We start from the raw sequence: 15,542 nt of genomic DNA on the forward strand, positions 1-15,542 counted from the left end.
GCTCGCCCTGAATGCAGCAGCGATCGGGGCTAGATCAACTCGGGCCTGTTCACACGCATTTCTCAAGCGCGAACGGGTTCCAACAGCGCCAACCTAGGCGCGCGGCGAAGGCGCGGGGTCAGACCGCGACCGGCCTGGCGGGGGCGGGTTGACCGAGCCGCGACGCCGAGACGTACATTTTGCGAAATTCTTCGAAAGGCAGTGTGTCGGCGGCTTCGATCCTCGCCTGCTCGCTCACGGAAGCCCTCGCCATGGCTTCGTAGCGGTTTTGCTGCGCCACATCCCAGGGGCGATCCAGCAGGTTGGCGCGCGTGGCCTGCGAGCGCGCACGCACGAATTCCAGGAAGGATCCGTCGTGCTCCTCTTGGATGGCGCGCAGCACGCGGGCCGAAGGCAGCAAGGCCGGATCATGCACTGCTCGACGGGCCTCATGGAGCGCAGCGCTGTACTCGATGCAGGCATGGGCCGCGTCGAGCTGCGCGGCCAGGGGCGCGCACGCGTCGAGCAGTTCCACCGCCCAATCGTGCAAGGAAGTGGCTTGTTGGCCGTTGCGCCAAAGTTGCAGGCCTGGTTCACGGCCGCGTGCCGCCGTCAGATGCTGGTTGCGGCCGATTTCGGCGATTTCCTGGGGCGTGTCCGGCGGGCTCGCGCTACTGAGGCAGTGCAGCAGGAACACGTCCAGGAAGCGCAGCGTGCTCGCGTTGATGCCGATCGGCTCGAAGGGGTCGAGATCGAGCAGGCGCACTTCCACGTATTCGACGCCACGCTCGCGCAGCGCGTGCAAGGGGCGCTCGCCTTGGAAGATGGTGCGCTTGGGACGGATGGTCCCGTAGAACTCGTTCTCGATCTGCAGCAGGCTGGTGGCCAGTTGGATGTAGTCACCACCGGGATTGAGCACGCCCAGGGCCTCATAAGCCGGCCAGGGCCGGGTGAGCGCATCGTGCAACGAAGCTGCGTAGCTTTCCAGACTGTTGTAGCTGACGGCCAGGGACGCCTGAGCTTCGCTCTGGTAGCCGAGTTTGCCCATGCGCAAGGAGGTGCCGTGGGGCATGTGCAGAGTACCCTCCACATGCGATCGGTGGGTGCCGTCACCGGTATGCGACGCAGAGTTCGCTCGCAGGGGCTGAAGTTCGTGCGACCGCCCCTGCACGAAGTTGCTGTGCAAAGCCGGCGAGGCGCCAAAGAGGTAAAGCAGCAGGAAAGCGTGACGACGGAAGTTGCGGATCAGGCCGAAATAGTCTTCATTGCCTGCACCAGGCAGTGACCAGTTGTAGTGGATGCCGCTGATGGTCTGCATGCGCCGACCATAACGATGGCCCAAGCCCATGCGATAGACGCTCTTGGCGCGGCCGATGTTGGACGAGCCATAGCGACCGAGCGGAATCGTCTCGTCGGTGGGCAGCATGCAGGGCATGCTGCTGACCCACAGCATTTCGTCGCCGCACGCGGATCGCAGGGTGCGGTAGGTGTACTGGTGGATTTCGGCCAGCTCCGCCAGGCACGCGTCCACGTCCGCGTGCACGCCGGTAATGAGTTCCAGTTGCGACTCTGAATAGTCGGTGGTGATGCGCGGATGCGTGAGCGCCGAGCCCAGCATCGCGGGATGCGGCGTGAGCGCAAGCGAGCCACCAGGCAGGGCGCGCAGGCTCTCTTTTTCAATGCCACGGCGCATACCGCGCAGGCGTTCAGGGCTCAGACCCACGAGGCGCCCGGCATGCAGTTCTGGGGGATAGGTGGTGGAGGACACGGGGGACGACTGCGGTGGTTGTGTTGTTGGTTCTTATGCGGGGTCATGCATCGTGCTTGGGGGCGCAAGTTAACACAGAGCGCATACACCTTGCTCGCGCCGGGCCGATCGATCCGGGCCATCCACGCCTGGTCGCGTTTCAGGCATGGCTTATGCATGCAAGGCGCGCCGTACATCGGGAGTGAACAGGCCATGGCGCCACAAGGCATGAGGGGTAATCCATTAGACGCATCACCCGCAGCGGTGGCGCTGCCCGTCGTGCTGGATCTGGAAGCCTCGGGGTTTGGGCGCAATGGGTATCCCATCGAGGTCGGGTTTGCCATGGGAGACGGTCGGCTGTTCTGTTCCCTCATCCGCCCCGAGCCCGATTGGACCCACTGGGACCCGATGGCCGAGCGCTTGCACCGCATCCCGCGCCGACTGCTGACGCAACACGGACGCAGCCCATGGGAAGTGGGGCAACTGCTCAATAGCGCCTTGCAAGGGCGCACGGTCTATTCGGACGGCTGGGCGCATGACTATCCCTGGCTGGCCCTGCTTTTTGACGCGGCGGGCTTGCGACCGCATTTCAAGCTGGACAACCTGCGCGCCTTGCTGCGCGAGGACGAAGCCGAGCGCTGGCATGACGTGAAGCAGCAGGTGGCGCGCGAGCGAGGTGGGCAGCGGCATCGTGCCAGCGCAGATGCGCGTCTTTTGCAGCTCAGCCTGGCGCGGGTGCGTGAAGGGCGGCGTTCACCCTAGGCCTTTGCCTTGTCGGGAGGACCTGTTCCCCGGTGATAATTCCCGGACCACGCACCCCTCTGCGATTGCCTTTTTATGTCGTCAAGGCGGACCCTGCCCAAACTCATCGAAGACCTGCGCGCCTACCAGGCTGATCTGGAGGCACGCAACACCGCTCTGGAGTACAGCCGCCTCGCCGCTGAAGGCGCGTCCGAGCGTTTCGAGTCGCTCTTTTCCAATGTGCCGCTGGCACTCATGGTTGTCGATGAGGACGGCATGGTCGAGCAGAGCAACACCATGGCGCTCAAGCTCTTTCGTCCCTTGGAGGCCGATCCGCCGTTGACGTACTTGCAGCCGCTGGTCACCTCCAATCACGTCAAGCGGGTGCAGCAGGCCCTGGACGCCGCTCGCCTGCACGGCCAGAGCGGGGCGACCGAAGTGGTCTTTCTCAGCGGCTTGCAGTCCCGATTCACGGGTGATTTGCACATCGCGCGCATCCGTTACAGCAGCGATACCGACATGTCGCACTTCGTCTGCGCCGTCATCGACCAGGGGCCCTTGTTGAACGAGCGCCGTGCACTGCTGGAAGGACGCCGTGCGTTGCAAGAGAGCGCGCAAGCCCTGCGCAAGCGCAACGAAGAGTTGTTGCTGTCAGAAAACCGCCTGGCGGCCGTGATCAATTCTTCGCTGGACGCCATTGTCTGCGTGGACGACGCGCAGTGCATCACGGTTTTCAATCCTGCCGCCTCCGCGCTGTTTCAATGCCCGCCCGAACAAGCCCTTGGGGCATCGCTTGCCCATTTCCTGCCGGATGCCATCGAGGCCATCGCGTCCACGCTGGTGTCCACCCAAGCCATTCTGGGCGAGGTCAACGGTCGCACCGCGGCCGGTCTGCCCCTGACGCTTGAAGTCAGTGTCTCGCGCGAGCGCCAGTCGGACGGCCAGGGCGACATCACGACCATCTTCGCGCGCGATCTCACCGCGCGTCGCCAGGTGGAGGCACAGCGCAACGTGCTGGAAGTGCAGCTGCGTGAGGCCCACAAGATGCAGGCCATCGGCACCATGGCCGGTGGCATCGCGCATGACTTCAACAACATCCTGTCCGCCATCCTCGGCAATGTGATGCTGGCGCGCCAGGACTTGCCTGCCGACGCATCGGCGCAGGTCAGCCTCGCCGAGATTGAGAAGGCGGGCCGACGCGGGCGTGACCTCGTGCGGCAGATCCTGACCTTCAGCCGCAACGAGCCGCCCCGCAGGCGTCCTCTGCAACTGGCCGAGGTGGTGCAGGAATCCATGCGACTGATGAAGGTCACCTTGCCGCCCGCCGTGGACTTGCAGCTCAATCTGCTGGAAACCCCCCCGGTGCTGGCCGACGCGACCCAGGTCGAGCAGGCACTGATCAATCTGTGCACCAACGCCGTCCACGCCCTGGGGGGCGCGCCGGGCGTGGTCAACATCACGCTCACCTCGGTGACGCCCGACAAACGCGAGTGCCAGCGCCTGGGCTTGTCCGCGGGGCGCTACGTGATCCTGGCCGTGCGCGACACGGGCAGCGGCATGGACGCCGAAACAGTGCAACGCATCTTCGAACCTTTTTTCACCACCAAACCAGTGGGGCAGGGCACGGGGCTGGGCCTGGCCGTGGTGCACGGCGTGATGCGTTCCCACTTGGGCGCGGTGGATGTGAAGAGCCGCTTGGGCGAAGGCAGTGAGTTCACCTTGTACTTCCCTGCTGCCAGCAGCCAGGCGACGGTGACCACCGCCGAGCCCACGCGCATGCAAACCGTGATGGGTTTCGGCCAGCATGTGATGTACGTGGACGATGACCAGGCGCTGGCTTTCCTCGTGGACCGGGTGCTCAGCCGGCGTGGGTTCAAGATCAGCGTCTTCACGGATCCTCTCACTGCTTTGGCTGCCTTGCGTGAGCAGCCGCAGGCCTATGACTTGTTGATCACCGACTACAACATGCCGGGCTACAGCGGGGTGAGCCTGTTGCAGGAGGCGCGTCGCATCCGGCCCAAGCTGCCCATGGCGCTGACGTCCGGTTACGTGACGCCCGAGATCGAAGTGCAAGCCATGGCCGCGGGCGCTCGGGCCTTGATCCTCAAGCCCAATGACGTGTCCGAGCTTTGCGATACCGTGCAGCGACTCATCCAAGGCGTTCAGGGGCAGGGGGCAGCTTCCGGTGGACCGCGGCACTGAGGTTTTCGAAGGCCTGAATGTCCTGCACGTGGACGAGGCGCTCATCGTGCTGGACAAGCCCGCGGGCTTGCTGTCGGCACCCGGACGCGGCGCGGAAAAGCAAGATTGTCTGGTCGCGCGCGCGCGCGATTGCTGGCCAGACGCTTTGCTTGTGCACCGGCTGGATCAAGCCACGTCGGGTCTGATGCTTCTGGCGCGCGGTCCGGACATGCAACGCGCGCTCAGCATGTGCTTTGCGGCGCGCGAGGTGCACAAGCGTTACGAGGCCGTGGTCGATGGGTGGGTGACGGGTGCGCCAGACCACCAGGATGACGGTGAGATCGCGTTGCCGCTGATGGCCGATTGGCCGCGTCGGCCGCGGCAGAAGGTCGACGCACAAGGTAAGCCCAGCCTGACCCGCTGGAAGGTGCTGGCCCGCGAAAGCATGGGCCAGCAGGGCAGCGGTGCCGCGAACCACACGACGCGGCTTGCGCTGTTTCCCGTCACCGGGCGCTCCCACCAATTGCGCGTGCACCTGCACGCGATTGGGCATCCCATTCTGGGTGACGCCTTGTACGCCGACGAGGCCATTCAGGCACGCAGCCCACGACTTCTGCTGCATGCCTGCGAGCTGTCCCTGTTCCACCCGCGCACGGCTGCGCTTACCATCTGGCGCAGTTGCGTTCCGTTCTGAGGCATGCGATGGGGGAACGTTTGAACATTCCGCATTTGCATGTGATGTGGACGCATGCTCCGGTTTAATCCGGCCGATATTCTTGGTTCAATCTGAAAGTGAATCCTCGTCCGGAGTCTGCCATGCACACAATGGATCTGATTGTCTTGACCGGTGCCACGCGTGGCTTGGGCCTCGCCATGGCTGGGCAACTCATCTCTCAATACGACCCGGGCCAGGCAGGCCAGCGGCACCTGCATTTGCTGTGCATTTCGCGTGGAGTGAATGACAGCCTGGCTGATCAGGCCCAGCAGGTGCGCAAAACGGGGTTTACCCTCATGCAATGGCCGCTGGATTTGAGTCGCAGCGTGGAGGCAGGCAATGCGCTGGGGCGCTGGCTGCGAGAGCAGGATGGCGAGAACTATGTCAGCGCCACGTTGATCAACAACGCCGGCGTGATTCCGGGCATCGCCCCCCTGGCGACGCTCACTCCCGAGGAAATCTCCCAAGCCTTGCGTGTGAACTTGGAAGCGCCGATGTCACTCAGCGCAGCCTTCCTCGGTGCCACCGACCGCTGGGCCGAGGAGCATGGCACGCGCCGCAAGATTCTCAACATCTCTTCGGGCTTGGGTCGCAGGCCCATGGCGTCTCAAGCGGTTTACTGCGCGGCCAAGGCGGGGATGGATCACTACACCCGCTGCCTGGCCCTGGAGGAGGCGCGCAAGCCTCATGGGGCCAAGGTCTGTGCTCTGGCCCCGGGTGTCGTCGACACCGATATGCAGGCCCAGATGCGTGGCGCGGATGCCGCGGTGTTCCCCGACCGCGAGCGCTTCAATTTGCTGCAGAGCACGGGCTTGCTCGATAGCCCCGCCGTGGCGGCACGCAAAGTGCTCGCCTGGCTGGCTCGACCCGACTTCGGCCAAGATGTGGTGGCCGATGTGCGTGACGACTAGGGATAGTCTCTAGGCCTGTGCTGCACGGTCGGGATAGGTGACAAAAAGTTGCAATCACTGCGTGCTTTGCTGACAGAATGGACCGAGATGACGCTCTCGTCCCACTGTAGGAAGAAGCCGCGCCATGTCACCCCAACGGTCCAGGTCCACCAGTTTTCCTGCCATGCGCCTGGGGCTGGCCCTTGGCCTGCCCGTCTTGCTGTGGGTGGCTTATGTGGGGTGGGTGACGGCGCAGGTTCAGCAGTTGGCCGAGACCGAGGCAAGGATGACGGATCAGGCGCGAGTGCGTGCGGACGCCACCCGTCAGATTGACGCTGGCATCGAGACTCTGGCGCGGCTCACCATGGAGCGCATCACCGCCCCCATTCCAGTGGCCAAGGACACACCCGACCAGCCCACCGACCTCCTGTCAACCTCCAGCACATTGGCCCCAACCGTGCCGGACGACCGGCAGGTGCAAGCCAATCGCCGCATCGACGATGCTCTGCGTGGCCTCATGCAGAGTGGTGGCATGGGTAGCGCACGCCAGTTGGCGGGGCTGGAGGCTGAGAGCCATCTGTTGTCTGCCTTGAAGGATCAGCGAGCGGCACATGCTCAGTCGGTTGCCCGGATTGAGCGCTTGGTGCAAGAGCGCTTGCATCCCGAAGCCGCCTTGCTTTTCATTGGAGAAACCTTGCCCGCGCTCAAGGTGCTGCAGACTTCCATCCAAGAGCTTGGGGCGCAGCAACGCCGCAATGTCGAACGCGATGGCGCCGATGCGATTGGGGATCGCCTCTTGTACCTGGGGTTGGCGCTGTGCGCTTTTACGATGCTGTGGAGCGGAGTGCTGCTCTGGCGCTGGCGTCTTGCATCTGGCAGTGGGGCGCCACGCATCGAGTCTGACGAGCGTGGGCGAACCCAAAGCGTGAGACAGTCCGCGCCTGTGACGGCTCTGAGTCCTGCGTGCGTTTTGCCCGGTGTGTCCTCAGCTCGGGCAGCTACTCATGAGCCTGTGCCTTCTGGGCGGGTCATGTCAGCCCCTAGTGACGTGGAGCGAGAGCAGCAACTGCGACAGGCGTTGAGGCTGGAATTGCGCCGCGAGGTTGAGCACGAGCTCAAGACGCGGCTGGCGCGAGAGAGTGTTGGGCGTCCCCTGAAAGCAGCGTCGCCGATCGGCTCAACGCAACATTCAACCGAGGCCGTGCAGCAGGCCAAGGCGCTCGCCGATCGCATGCAAGAAGCCTCCGTTCGCAGCAACGCCATCTTCACGCAGGTGGTGGACGCGATGCACGGCATCAACAACGGCAGTCGGCAGATCGGCGACATCGTGAATGTGATCGACAGCATTGCCTTCCAGACCAATATCCTGGCCCTCAATGCCGCTGTTGAAGCCGCTCGGGCGGGAGAACAGGGTCGCGGCTTCGCCGTGGTGGCCGCGGAAGTGCGCTCGCTGGCGGGGCGCAGCGCTGCGGCAGCCAAAGAGATCAAGCTGTTGATCGCAGCCTCGGCGGGGCAGGTCCAGCAGGGCAATCGCCTCATGGAGGAAGCTGCGCGAGCGATGCAGGACGTTGCCACACAAGTTCAAGCCGTGGCAAGGTCGCTTTCGTCCGACGGTCAGGCCTCCCCCTGAGTTTGCGCTACCCTTGTGGCCTCGGTCGCCATGTGCGCAGCGCGTGATGACTCGCCATCTGAAGGAGACTCGACATGACAACACACAACGTTCCGACCGACTGGCGCTTGGAGGCGCTGGCGCCCTCATTGCTACGCGGAATTCCAGAGGCCCTCGTGTTTTGCGATCTGGCGGGAACCATACGTTTTTGGAACGCGGGCGCCGAGCAGGTATTTGGATGGAGCGCACAGGAGGCCGTGGGTCAGAGCTTGGACCTCATCATTCCTGAACGCATGCGCAAGGCACACTGGGATGGTTTTGACCAAGCGATTGCGCGTGGTGGGGTCAAGCCGGGGCGCGCGGCCATGATGACGCGTTCCCTGCACAAAACCAAGGAATCCATTTACGTGGAGATGAGCTTCTCGATGGTGAGCGATGCAGCCGGCTCCATGATCGGCTCACTGGCCGTGGCGCGCGAGGCCACGGCACGCTTCACGGAAGAAAAGGCCTTGCGCAAGCAGCTCGCCGAGCTCACGGCGCAGAAATAAGCCCTCGGGCTTGGGGCCCTTCGGCCAGCACTCGAAGAGTGTGGCCGATACGCGCTCTCGCAGGCCAGTGCGGTCCTTGCTCAGGTGCTCAACTGGTTGTTCAGTGGCAGTTCGCGGATGCGCTTGCCCGTGGCAGCGAAGATCGCATTGCACAGGGCGGGCGCGGCAAGGGCCGTGGCCGGCTCGCTGACGCCACCCCAGAAACCGCCGGACGGCATCACGAGGGTCTGCACGGGGGGCATGTCGGCCAGGCGCAGCACGTGGTAACGGTCCAGGTTCTGCTGTTGCACGGCGCCATTCTGGAAGCTGATCTTGCCGTACAAGGCCGCTGATAACCCGAAGGCCAGGGAGCTTTCAATCTGTGCTTCGATCTGCTGCGGGTTCACGGCGTGGCCGCAGTCGATGGCGACCACGAAGCGGTGGATCTTCAGCCGCCCCTTGGTGCTGGCTTCCTGGCTCACGGACACTTCGGCGCAGGCCGCCAGGTAGCTGCCCATGCCCATGACTTGCGCCAGTCCACGGTGCACGCCGGCTGGCGCGGGCTTGCCCCAGCCTACTTGTCTTGCCACGGCCTCCAACACGGCCAGGCGGCGTGGATTGCCCGCCAATAGCGTGCGGCGCAGGCCCAAGGGGTCTTGCGAGGTCGCGGCCGCAATCTCGTCAATGAAGCTTTCCAGGTAGAAGGTGTTGGGATTGAGATGCGCGCCGCGCCACCATCCTGTCGGGACATGCAGATCACGTTGCACGTGGTCGATCAGCAACTGGTCAAAGCGGTAGCCGCACGCGCTGTCATTGCGCGTCAGCAAAGCGCTGGCCTGTGCAGCAGTCACAGGGCCAGTCGTGCGTGGCAGCGGGGCCGCGACCTGCGACGCGTCGATGTTGGACGCCTGCGCTGGCGCAGCCGGGACCGGCGTCTGCGCGGGCGCCGCGGGCGTTTCCGCGCTGGCTGTCGCAGCGCTCACCGGCGCCTGGGGTGGCGCAGGCGTTTCTGCTGGGCTTTCCTTCTTGCCACCAAACAGGAAGCTGAAGAAGCCGCCTTTCTTAGGCGGCTCAGCCGGTGGTTCCTGTGCCGTCGTCGGTGCGGCGGACTGAGGGGGAGGAACAGGAATGGGTGTCGCGCTGGGTGTTGGCGCCACAGGCGCGGCGTCGGGAGCGACGGGGGTCTTGCCATCTTTCGCGCTGTCTTTCACATCGAAGGCGCTCGGGTCGGGCAGGGCGGTCGGCTCCGGCAAGAGACCCATATAGAAAGCACGCTGTTGGGCAAAAGCGTTCGGTGGGTCATAAGGATTGCGAGGCAGCGTGATGGGCGACCCTGCGATCCGCAGGTGCAATCCGCGAGGCGCTCCGGTGCGCGACAGACTCGCGCTGAGACGCGCCATGCTGGGCGGATGGATCGGGCCATGCAGCATGTCTTCCTCGCGCGACCAGGCGAGCTTGATGACCGAGCCCGGCAGGTTGCGCGCGATCTGCACGGCTTGGACGATCACATCGTGGTACGCCCGGCGCCCAAAACTGCCGCCCGGCACCAGCCGGTGGAATTCGCATTTGTCGATGGGCAACTCCGCCACCGCGGCCACCGCGGCCAGCGCGGCCTCCGCGTCCTGGGTCGGGGCCCAAACGATGCAGCCTGTGCGGGTCCAGCGCGCGGTCGCGCTCATGGGCTCCATCGTGGCGTGGTGTTGTGCCGGGTAGCTGTAGACCGCGTCCACCCGGCGCTCAGTCTCGTGGATGTCTTTGACCACCGCCGCCGGAGCACCACCGTGATGGTGGACTGTGCTGGTTGGCATGTCGGCCAAGGCTGCGCGCAATCGAGCCTCTATATCGCTCTGCTGGACATTCGCGTTGGGGCCGACGTCCCACTCGATGGACATCTGATCCAAGGCGCTTTGCGCGCGCCACCAGCTGTTGGCCACGACCGCAACGGCGTTGTTGCCGATGCGCAGCACGCGTTGCACGCCAGGACGCTCCTGTGCCTCCTTGGGCTCGAAGCGCTTCACTCGGCCACCCGCCACGGGGCAGACTTTGATCGCGGCGTGGTAAATGTCCTTGAAGTTGAGGTCGGTGGCGTAGTCTTGGCCCCCGTTCGTTTTGAGGAAGGTGTCCAGGCGCAACATGCGTTGGCCCAGGAGCTTCCAATTCTTGGGTTCCTTGAGTTGAATGCTTTCCGGTTTCGGCGGGGTTAGCAGGCTGGCTGCGTAGGCCACGCGGCCGTACACGGTTTTGCGGTTGCTGGGTGTGTGCGTGATGACACCACGGTGCACCGTGCATTCCTCGATCGGAACCCCCCAGGCTCGGGCCGCCGCCTGAACGAGTAGGGTGCGCGCCACGGCGCCACCGCGACGCAGGTAGTCTTGGGAATCCCGAATACTGCGGCTGCCCACCGTGGTGAAGCTTCCCCAGGGACGGTTGCGCGCCAGGCTTTCGCTGGGCGTGGGGTATTCGACGTTGACCCGGACCCAGTCGCACTCGAGTTCTTCCGCCACCAGTTGGGCCAGGCCGGTCAGCGTGCCCTGGCCAGATTCGGCGCGCACGATGCGGATCAGCACCGTGTCATCGGGGCGGATGTAAACCCATGCGCTGATTTCTCCCTGCTCCGCGACCGCCTGGGCGTCCGTGGTGTGCAGGCCCAAGCCCGTGCCAACCGCGACACTGATCGCGAGCCCTCCGCCGGCCGTTCCGACGCCGATCATGAAATCTCGGCGTGACAATCCCTTGTCTGCCACGGCGAGGCCTTTGCTGGACTCCCGGCTCATTGGGCGTTTCCTTTCGACGCTGCGTTGTCCTGGGGCAGCGGCGCACGACGCGTACGGACCTGGGAAGCGACACGAATGGCCAAGCGCACGCGGTTGTAACTGCCGCAACGGCAGATGTTGGTGATGGCCGCGTCGATGTCGGCATCACTCGGATTGGGATTGCGCCGCAGCAAGGCCGCAGCGGCCATGATCATGCCGCTTTGGCAGAAGCCGCATTGGGGGACATCCAGCATCTGCCAAGCGCGCTGAACATGGTGGGTGCCATTGCGGGACAAACCTTCAATGGTGGTGATTTTCTGTTCCGGCGCGATGGAAGCAATGGGGATGACGCAGCTGCGCACCGGCGCATCGTCGACGTGCACGGTGCAGGCGCCGCATTGAGCGATGCCGCATCCGTACTTCGTGCCCGTGAGTCCAAGCTGCTCGCGCAGCACCCACAACAGCGGGGTGTCGGGCTCGGGGGTATTTTCGGGTTCGAACACCTCCTCCTTGCCGTTGAGGAAGAGTTTGAATTTGGGGGCCTGTTCTTCAGCAGAAGCGTCAGCGGGTCGGTTGACGTTGTCCGTGGTACTCATCGCTCGAAGTGTAGAGGCAATCGTTCGGGGATTGGATTGCCGGATTTTTTGATGTGGCTCAAGCTCGCGCGAGGCGCCCACGGGCGCTGGCAGCGAGGTGTGCACAATGACTGCGCGGTCCCTTCATTGTCCTCATCTTGTCGCCCTCCAGGAGTTTTTCATGTTCAAGCACATTCTGATTCCGGTTGATGGTTCTTCTACCGCGCAAAAGGCCGTGGAAAAGGCGGCAGGGTTGGCCCAGGCTTTTGGCAGCCGGGCCTCAGTGGTCTACGTGATTGACCCTTACCCCTTCACCGGACTGGGCAGCGATTTTGCCTATGGCCAAGCCGAATACCTGAGCGCAGCGGAGGCCGAGGCCAAGGAGGCCATTGCCGCCGCCCAGTCGGCGCTGGATGCGGCGGGCGTGCAGGGGGTGCAGACCCAAGTGGCGCGCTCCCACGCCATCTGGAGGGGCATCATCGAGGTGGCTCAGGCTCAGGGGGCGGATTTGATCGTCATGGGCTCGCATGGGCGGCGCGGCTTGGAGAAACTTGTGCTGGGCAGCGTGGCCCAGCGCGTGTTGACCCATTCGCCCTTGCCCGTGTTGATCGTGCGCGATTGACGCTTGACGCGACGTTCAGAACAGGCTGGCTTGCCCAGCCGCCAGGCCCGGACGGAACTGGCTGAAGTCTGGGGCGTACCTCGGTGATGGGGGGCGTTGCGAGTCAGCCGCCGGACTCGCCTCGCACACGGTCGGCGTCAGAAAGAGGGGCGTTTCCTCAGGGATTTGCATGTGAGATGGGCTGGGTTTGGCTGGGAGGTTCGAGGAGCGCGCCGTGCGCGCAGAACGTGACCCGGCGATCAGACCATAGCGCGCGCAGGCCTTTTGAAAGCGCTGGGCGATCAGTTCTGCCCATGTGCCGCTGCCGGTCATGCGCTTGCCAAATTCGGAGTCGTAATGTCGGCCCGCGCGCATCTCGCGCAGTCGACCCATGACGCGCTCGGCACGATCAGGGTAATGCGTCTGCAACCATTGTTGAAAGATATCGTTCAACTCCCAGGGCAGACGCAGCACGCTGTAGAAAGCGCTGCGCGCGCCGGCTTGGGCCGCGGCCGCGAGCACTTGCTCCATGTCTTCGTTGATGAAGGGAATTTGGGGCGCCACACTCACACCCACTGGCACGCCCGCAGCCGCCAGGGTCCGGATGGTGCGCAGTCGCCGCTGCGGGCTGGCCGCACGCGGTTCCAGTTTGCGGGTCAGCGCCGCATCCAGCGTGGTGATGGTGATGTGCACGGCCGCCAAACCGGCTTGCGCCAGAGGTGCCAGCAGATCAAGGTCACGCTCGACATTGCTGGATTTGGTGATCAGCGCGAATGGGTGTCGCGCTTCACCCAAGACTTCGATCAGCGCGCGGGTGAGCTTGAGTTCGCGCTCGATCGGTTGGTAGCAATCTGTCGCAGCGCCGATGACGATCAGGCTGGGCTTGTAGGAAGGGGATGAGATTTCCTCGCGCAGGCGCTCCGCCAAGCCGCGCTTGGCGATGATGATGCGCTCGAAGTCAAGTCCGGGCGAGAGGTTCAGGTAACTGTGCGTGGGGCGGGCGTAGCAATAGCTGCAGCCGTGCTCGCAACCTCGGTAGGGATTGATGGATTGGGCGAAAGGCAAGTCGGGGGAGTCGTTGCGCGTCAGAGCACTGCGTGCATCTTCCCAGCGGACTTCTGTCGGAGGCGGTGGTGGTTCGGGTGCCGACGCGGGTTCGGCAGCGGGCAGATTGGGCGAGCTCGCCCGTCGGATTACGGGCCCGTCGTCCGAATCCGACATGCCAGACCACCCATCGTCAAACGCCGTGCGCGAAACCTTCTCGAAGCGATGGGCGTTGCGGTTCGCGACGCCCCGGCCTTTGATGGCGCGAAGAGGAATTTGAAATTCATCCATAACTGTATTTTTATACAGTTATGGATGGAGTGCAAGCGGTCCGAAGGTGCTTACTTCAGCGCCTTGAAGCGCACGCGTTTCGGCGCTGCACCCTCGTCGCCCAGACGCTTTTTCTTGTCGGCTTCGTATTCCTGGTAGTTGCCATCGAAGAAGACCCACTGGCTGTCGCCCTCGGCGGCCAGGATGTGGGTGCAGATGCGGTCGAGGAACCAGCGGTCATGGCTGATGACCATGACCGAGCCGGCGAACTCGAGCAGCGCGTCTTCCAATGCACGCAGTGTCTCCACGTCGAGGTCGTTGGACGGTTCGTCCAGCAGCAGCACGTTGGCGCCTTGCATCAGGGTCTTGGCCAGGTGCAGGCGGCCGCGCTCACCGCCCGACAAGGTGCCGACCCGCTTTTGCTGGTCTCCGCCATTGAAGTTGAAGCGGCCGCAGTAAGCGCGGCTGGGCATCTGGAATTTGCCCACGGTGATGATGTCCAGGCCGCCCGAGATATCTTCCCAAACCGTCTTTTCGTTCGCCAAGTCGTCGCGGTTCTGGTCCACGAAAGACAGCTTGACGGTTTTGCCGATCTTGACGGACCCGTTATCGGGTTGTTCGCGTCCCGCGATCATCTTGAACAAAGTCGACTTACCGGCCCCGTTGGGGCCGATGATGCCTACGATGGCACCTGCCGGGATCTTGAAGCTCAGGTTGTCGATCAGCACGCGGTCGCCGAAGGACTTGGACACGCCTTCGAACTCGATGACCTCGGTGCCCAAGCGCTCGGCTACCGGAATGAAAATTTCCTGCGTTTCGTTGCGCTGCTGGTATTCATGGTCGCTCAGCTCCTCGAAGCGGGCCAGGCGAGCCTTGCTCTTGGCTTGGCGCCCCTTGGGGTTCTGGCGCGCCCATTCCAGTTCCTTTTTCATGGCCTTGGTGCGAGCATCTTCGGTGCGCTGTTCCTGCTCCAGGCGCGCTTCCTTTTGCTCCAGCCACGTGCTGTAGTTGCCCTTGTAGGGAATGCCACGGCCGCGGTCCAGTTCCAGAATCCATTCAGCGGCGTTGTCGAGGAAGTAGCGGTCGTGGGTAATGGCCACCACGGTGCCGGAGAAGCGCGAGAGGAATTGCTCCAGCCAGTCCACCGACTCGGCGTCCAAGTGGTTGGTCGGTTCGTCCAGCAGCAGCATGTCGGGCTTGGACAGCAGCAAGCGGCACAAAGCCACGCGGCGCTTTTCTCCGCCGGAAAGCTTGCCGATGACGGCATCCCAGGGGGGGAGGCGCAAGGCATCCGCGGCAATCTCGAGTTGGTGGTCGCCCGCGTCACCGGCGGTTGCGATGATGGCTTCCAGTTTGGCCTGTTCGGCGGCGAGCGCATCGAAGTCGGCGTTCTCGTCAGCATAGGCGGCATAGACTTCCTCAAGGCGCGCCTGTGCGGCCTTCGTCTCGCCCATGCCACTTTCAACCGCTTGACGGACCGTCTCTTCAGGGTTCAGCTGGGGCTCCTGCGGCAGGTAGCCGATCTTCAAGCCCGCCATGGGGATCGCTTCGCCCTCGAATTCCTTGTCGACCCCGGCCATGATCTTGAGCAGCGTGGATTTGCCCGAGCCGTTCAGGCCCAGCACCCCGATCTTGGCCCCAGGGAAGAAGGACAGAGAAATGTCCTTGAGGATCTGGCGCTTCGGCGGCACGATTTTGCCGAGGCGGTTCATGGAGAAAACGTATTGGGCCATGGTGTTGTTCTAAGGAGAGAAAAAGCAAAACCGCATTATCAGCGGAGCCGTTGATGCTGCTGAGTCAGCGGCAACAATCAGTGGGTGGATGCGGCGCCGATATGTGCTTGCATGACATGTTGGTGAAGCTCGCAAGAAGAATTTCTGATGGCGAGCTTGATCGGGATGAAAATTTGA

General features: G+C 63.7%; 12 protein-coding genes. 7 read left to right on the forward strand and 5 right to left on the reverse strand.

The window, feature by feature from the left end:
- Nucleotides 1-118 precede the first annotated feature (118 nt).
- Nucleotides 119-1,747 carry a glutamate--cysteine ligase gene (gshA, locus tag ACLBKS_RS03600; RefSeq protein ID WP_410191412.1) on the reverse strand — a complete coding sequence of 543 codons (1,629 nt, stop codon included), beginning with the start codon at nt 1,745-1,747 and terminating at the stop codon, nt 119-121.
- A gap of 243 nt (nt 1,748-1,990) precedes the next feature.
- Here gshA and ACLBKS_RS03605 point away from each other — a divergent pair, with 243 nt between their 5' ends.
- The 6 genes from ACLBKS_RS03605 to ACLBKS_RS03630 all read left to right on the forward strand — a co-directional run bounded on the left by ACLBKS_RS03605 (nt 1,991) and on the right by ACLBKS_RS03630 (nt 8,410).
- On the forward strand, nt 1,991-2,488 hold the full coding sequence (locus ACLBKS_RS03605; protein WP_410191413.1) for a hypothetical protein: 498 nt from the start codon (nt 1,991-1,993) through the stop codon (nt 2,486-2,488).
- A gap of 75 nt (nt 2,489-2,563) precedes the next feature.
- Nucleotides 2,564-4,669, forward strand: coding sequence for an ATP-binding protein (locus tag ACLBKS_RS03610; protein WP_410191414.1), 2,106 nt, complete (start codon nt 2,564-2,566; stop codon nt 4,667-4,669).
- Complete coding sequence (locus ACLBKS_RS03615) at nt 4,653-5,342, forward strand: RluA family pseudouridine synthase (protein WP_410191415.1); 690 nt, start codon at nt 4,653-4,655, stop codon at nt 5,340-5,342. The genes ACLBKS_RS03610 and ACLBKS_RS03615 overlap by 17 nt, the downstream gene beginning before the upstream one ends.
- Before the next feature lie 122 nt (nt 5,343-5,464).
- Nucleotides 5,465-6,274: an SDR family NAD(P)-dependent oxidoreductase gene (locus ACLBKS_RS03620; protein WP_410191416.1), complete on the forward strand. Its 810-nt coding sequence runs from the start codon at nt 5,465-5,467 to the stop codon at nt 6,272-6,274.
- A 124-nt stretch (nt 6,275-6,398) separates the two neighbouring features.
- Nucleotides 6,399-7,883 (forward strand): methyl-accepting chemotaxis protein, encoded by a 1,485-nt coding sequence (locus tag ACLBKS_RS03625; protein ID WP_410191417.1) that lies wholly within the window; start codon nt 6,399-6,401, stop codon nt 7,881-7,883.
- A 74-nt stretch (nt 7,884-7,957) separates the two neighbouring features.
- Nucleotides 7,958-8,410, forward strand: a complete 453-nt coding sequence (locus ACLBKS_RS03630) for a PAS domain-containing protein (RefSeq protein WP_410191418.1) — start codon at nt 7,958-7,960, stop codon at nt 8,408-8,410.
- Nucleotides 8,411-8,490: 80 nt separating this feature from the next.
- Here ACLBKS_RS03630 and ACLBKS_RS03635 read toward each other — a convergent pair whose 3' ends face one another.
- Complete coding sequence (locus ACLBKS_RS03635; RefSeq protein WP_410191419.1) at nt 8,491-11,163, reverse strand: molybdopterin cofactor-binding domain-containing protein; 2,673 nt, start codon at nt 11,161-11,163, stop codon at nt 8,491-8,493.
- Nucleotides 11,160-11,738 carry a (2Fe-2S)-binding protein gene (locus ACLBKS_RS03640; RefSeq protein WP_410191420.1) on the reverse strand — a complete coding sequence of 193 codons (579 nt, stop codon included), beginning with the start codon at nt 11,736-11,738 and terminating at the stop codon, nt 11,160-11,162. The genes ACLBKS_RS03635 and ACLBKS_RS03640 overlap by 4 nt, the downstream gene beginning before the upstream one ends.
- Before the next feature lie 160 nt (nt 11,739-11,898).
- On the opposite strand from ACLBKS_RS03640, the gene ACLBKS_RS03645 reads away from it, so the two are divergent.
- A complete protein-coding gene (locus ACLBKS_RS03645; protein WP_410191421.1) occupies nt 11,899-12,339 on the forward strand; it encodes a universal stress protein in 441 nt (146 codons plus the stop codon).
- Between the two features lie 15 nt (nt 12,340-12,354).
- Here the strand turns inward: ACLBKS_RS03645 and ACLBKS_RS03650 are convergent, their stop codons facing one another.
- Together ACLBKS_RS03650 and ettA are read right to left on the reverse strand one after the other, a co-directional pair.
- On the reverse strand, nt 12,355-13,653 hold the full coding sequence (locus ACLBKS_RS03650) for a PA0069 family radical SAM protein (RefSeq protein WP_410191422.1): 1,299 nt from the start codon (nt 13,651-13,653) through the stop codon (nt 12,355-12,357).
- Nucleotides 13,654-13,703: 50 nt separating this feature from the next.
- A complete protein-coding gene (gene ettA, locus ACLBKS_RS03655) occupies nt 13,704-15,365 on the reverse strand; it encodes an energy-dependent translational throttle protein EttA (protein WP_410191423.1) in 1,662 nt (553 codons plus the stop codon).
- Nucleotides 15,366-15,542 lie beyond the last annotated feature (177 nt).

It is taken from the genome of Hylemonella sp. W303a (assembly GCF_046452315.1).
Classification (GTDB): Bacteria; Pseudomonadota; Gammaproteobacteria; order Burkholderiales; family Burkholderiaceae_C; genus Hylemonella.

What these genes read in the sequence shown, in the direction of transcription:
- ACLBKS_RS03610 (WP_410191414.1), top strand. Translation starts at nt 2,564, where the DNA reads ATGTCGTCAAGGCGGACCCTGCCCAAACTCATCGAAGACCTGCGCGCC.
- ACLBKS_RS03620 (WP_410191416.1), top strand. Translation starts at nt 5,465, where the DNA reads ATGCACACAATGGATCTGATTGTCTTGACCGGTGCCACGCGTGGCTTG.
- ACLBKS_RS03625 (WP_410191417.1), top strand. Translation starts at nt 6,399, where the DNA reads ATGTCACCCCAACGGTCCAGGTCCACCAGTTTTCCTGCCATGCGCCTG.
- ACLBKS_RS03630 (WP_410191418.1), top strand. Translation starts at nt 7,958, where the DNA reads ATGACAACACACAACGTTCCGACCGACTGGCGCTTGGAGGCGCTGGCG.
- ACLBKS_RS03635 (WP_410191419.1), bottom strand. Translation starts at nt 11,163, where the DNA reads ATGAGCCGGGAGTCCAGCAAAGGCCTCGCCGTGGCAGACAAGGGATTG.
- ACLBKS_RS03640 (WP_410191420.1), bottom strand. Translation starts at nt 11,738, where the DNA reads ATGAGTACCACGGACAACGTCAACCGACCCGCTGACGCTTCTGCTGAA.
- ACLBKS_RS03645 (WP_410191421.1), top strand. Translation starts at nt 11,899, where the DNA reads ATGTTCAAGCACATTCTGATTCCGGTTGATGGTTCTTCTACCGCGCAA.
- ACLBKS_RS03650 (WP_410191422.1), bottom strand. Translation starts at nt 13,653, where the DNA reads ATGGATGAATTTCAAATTCCTCTTCGCGCCATCAAAGGCCGGGGCGTC.
- ettA (WP_410191423.1), bottom strand. Translation starts at nt 15,365, where the DNA reads ATGGCCCAATACGTTTTCTCCATGAACCGCCTCGGCAAAATCGTGCCG.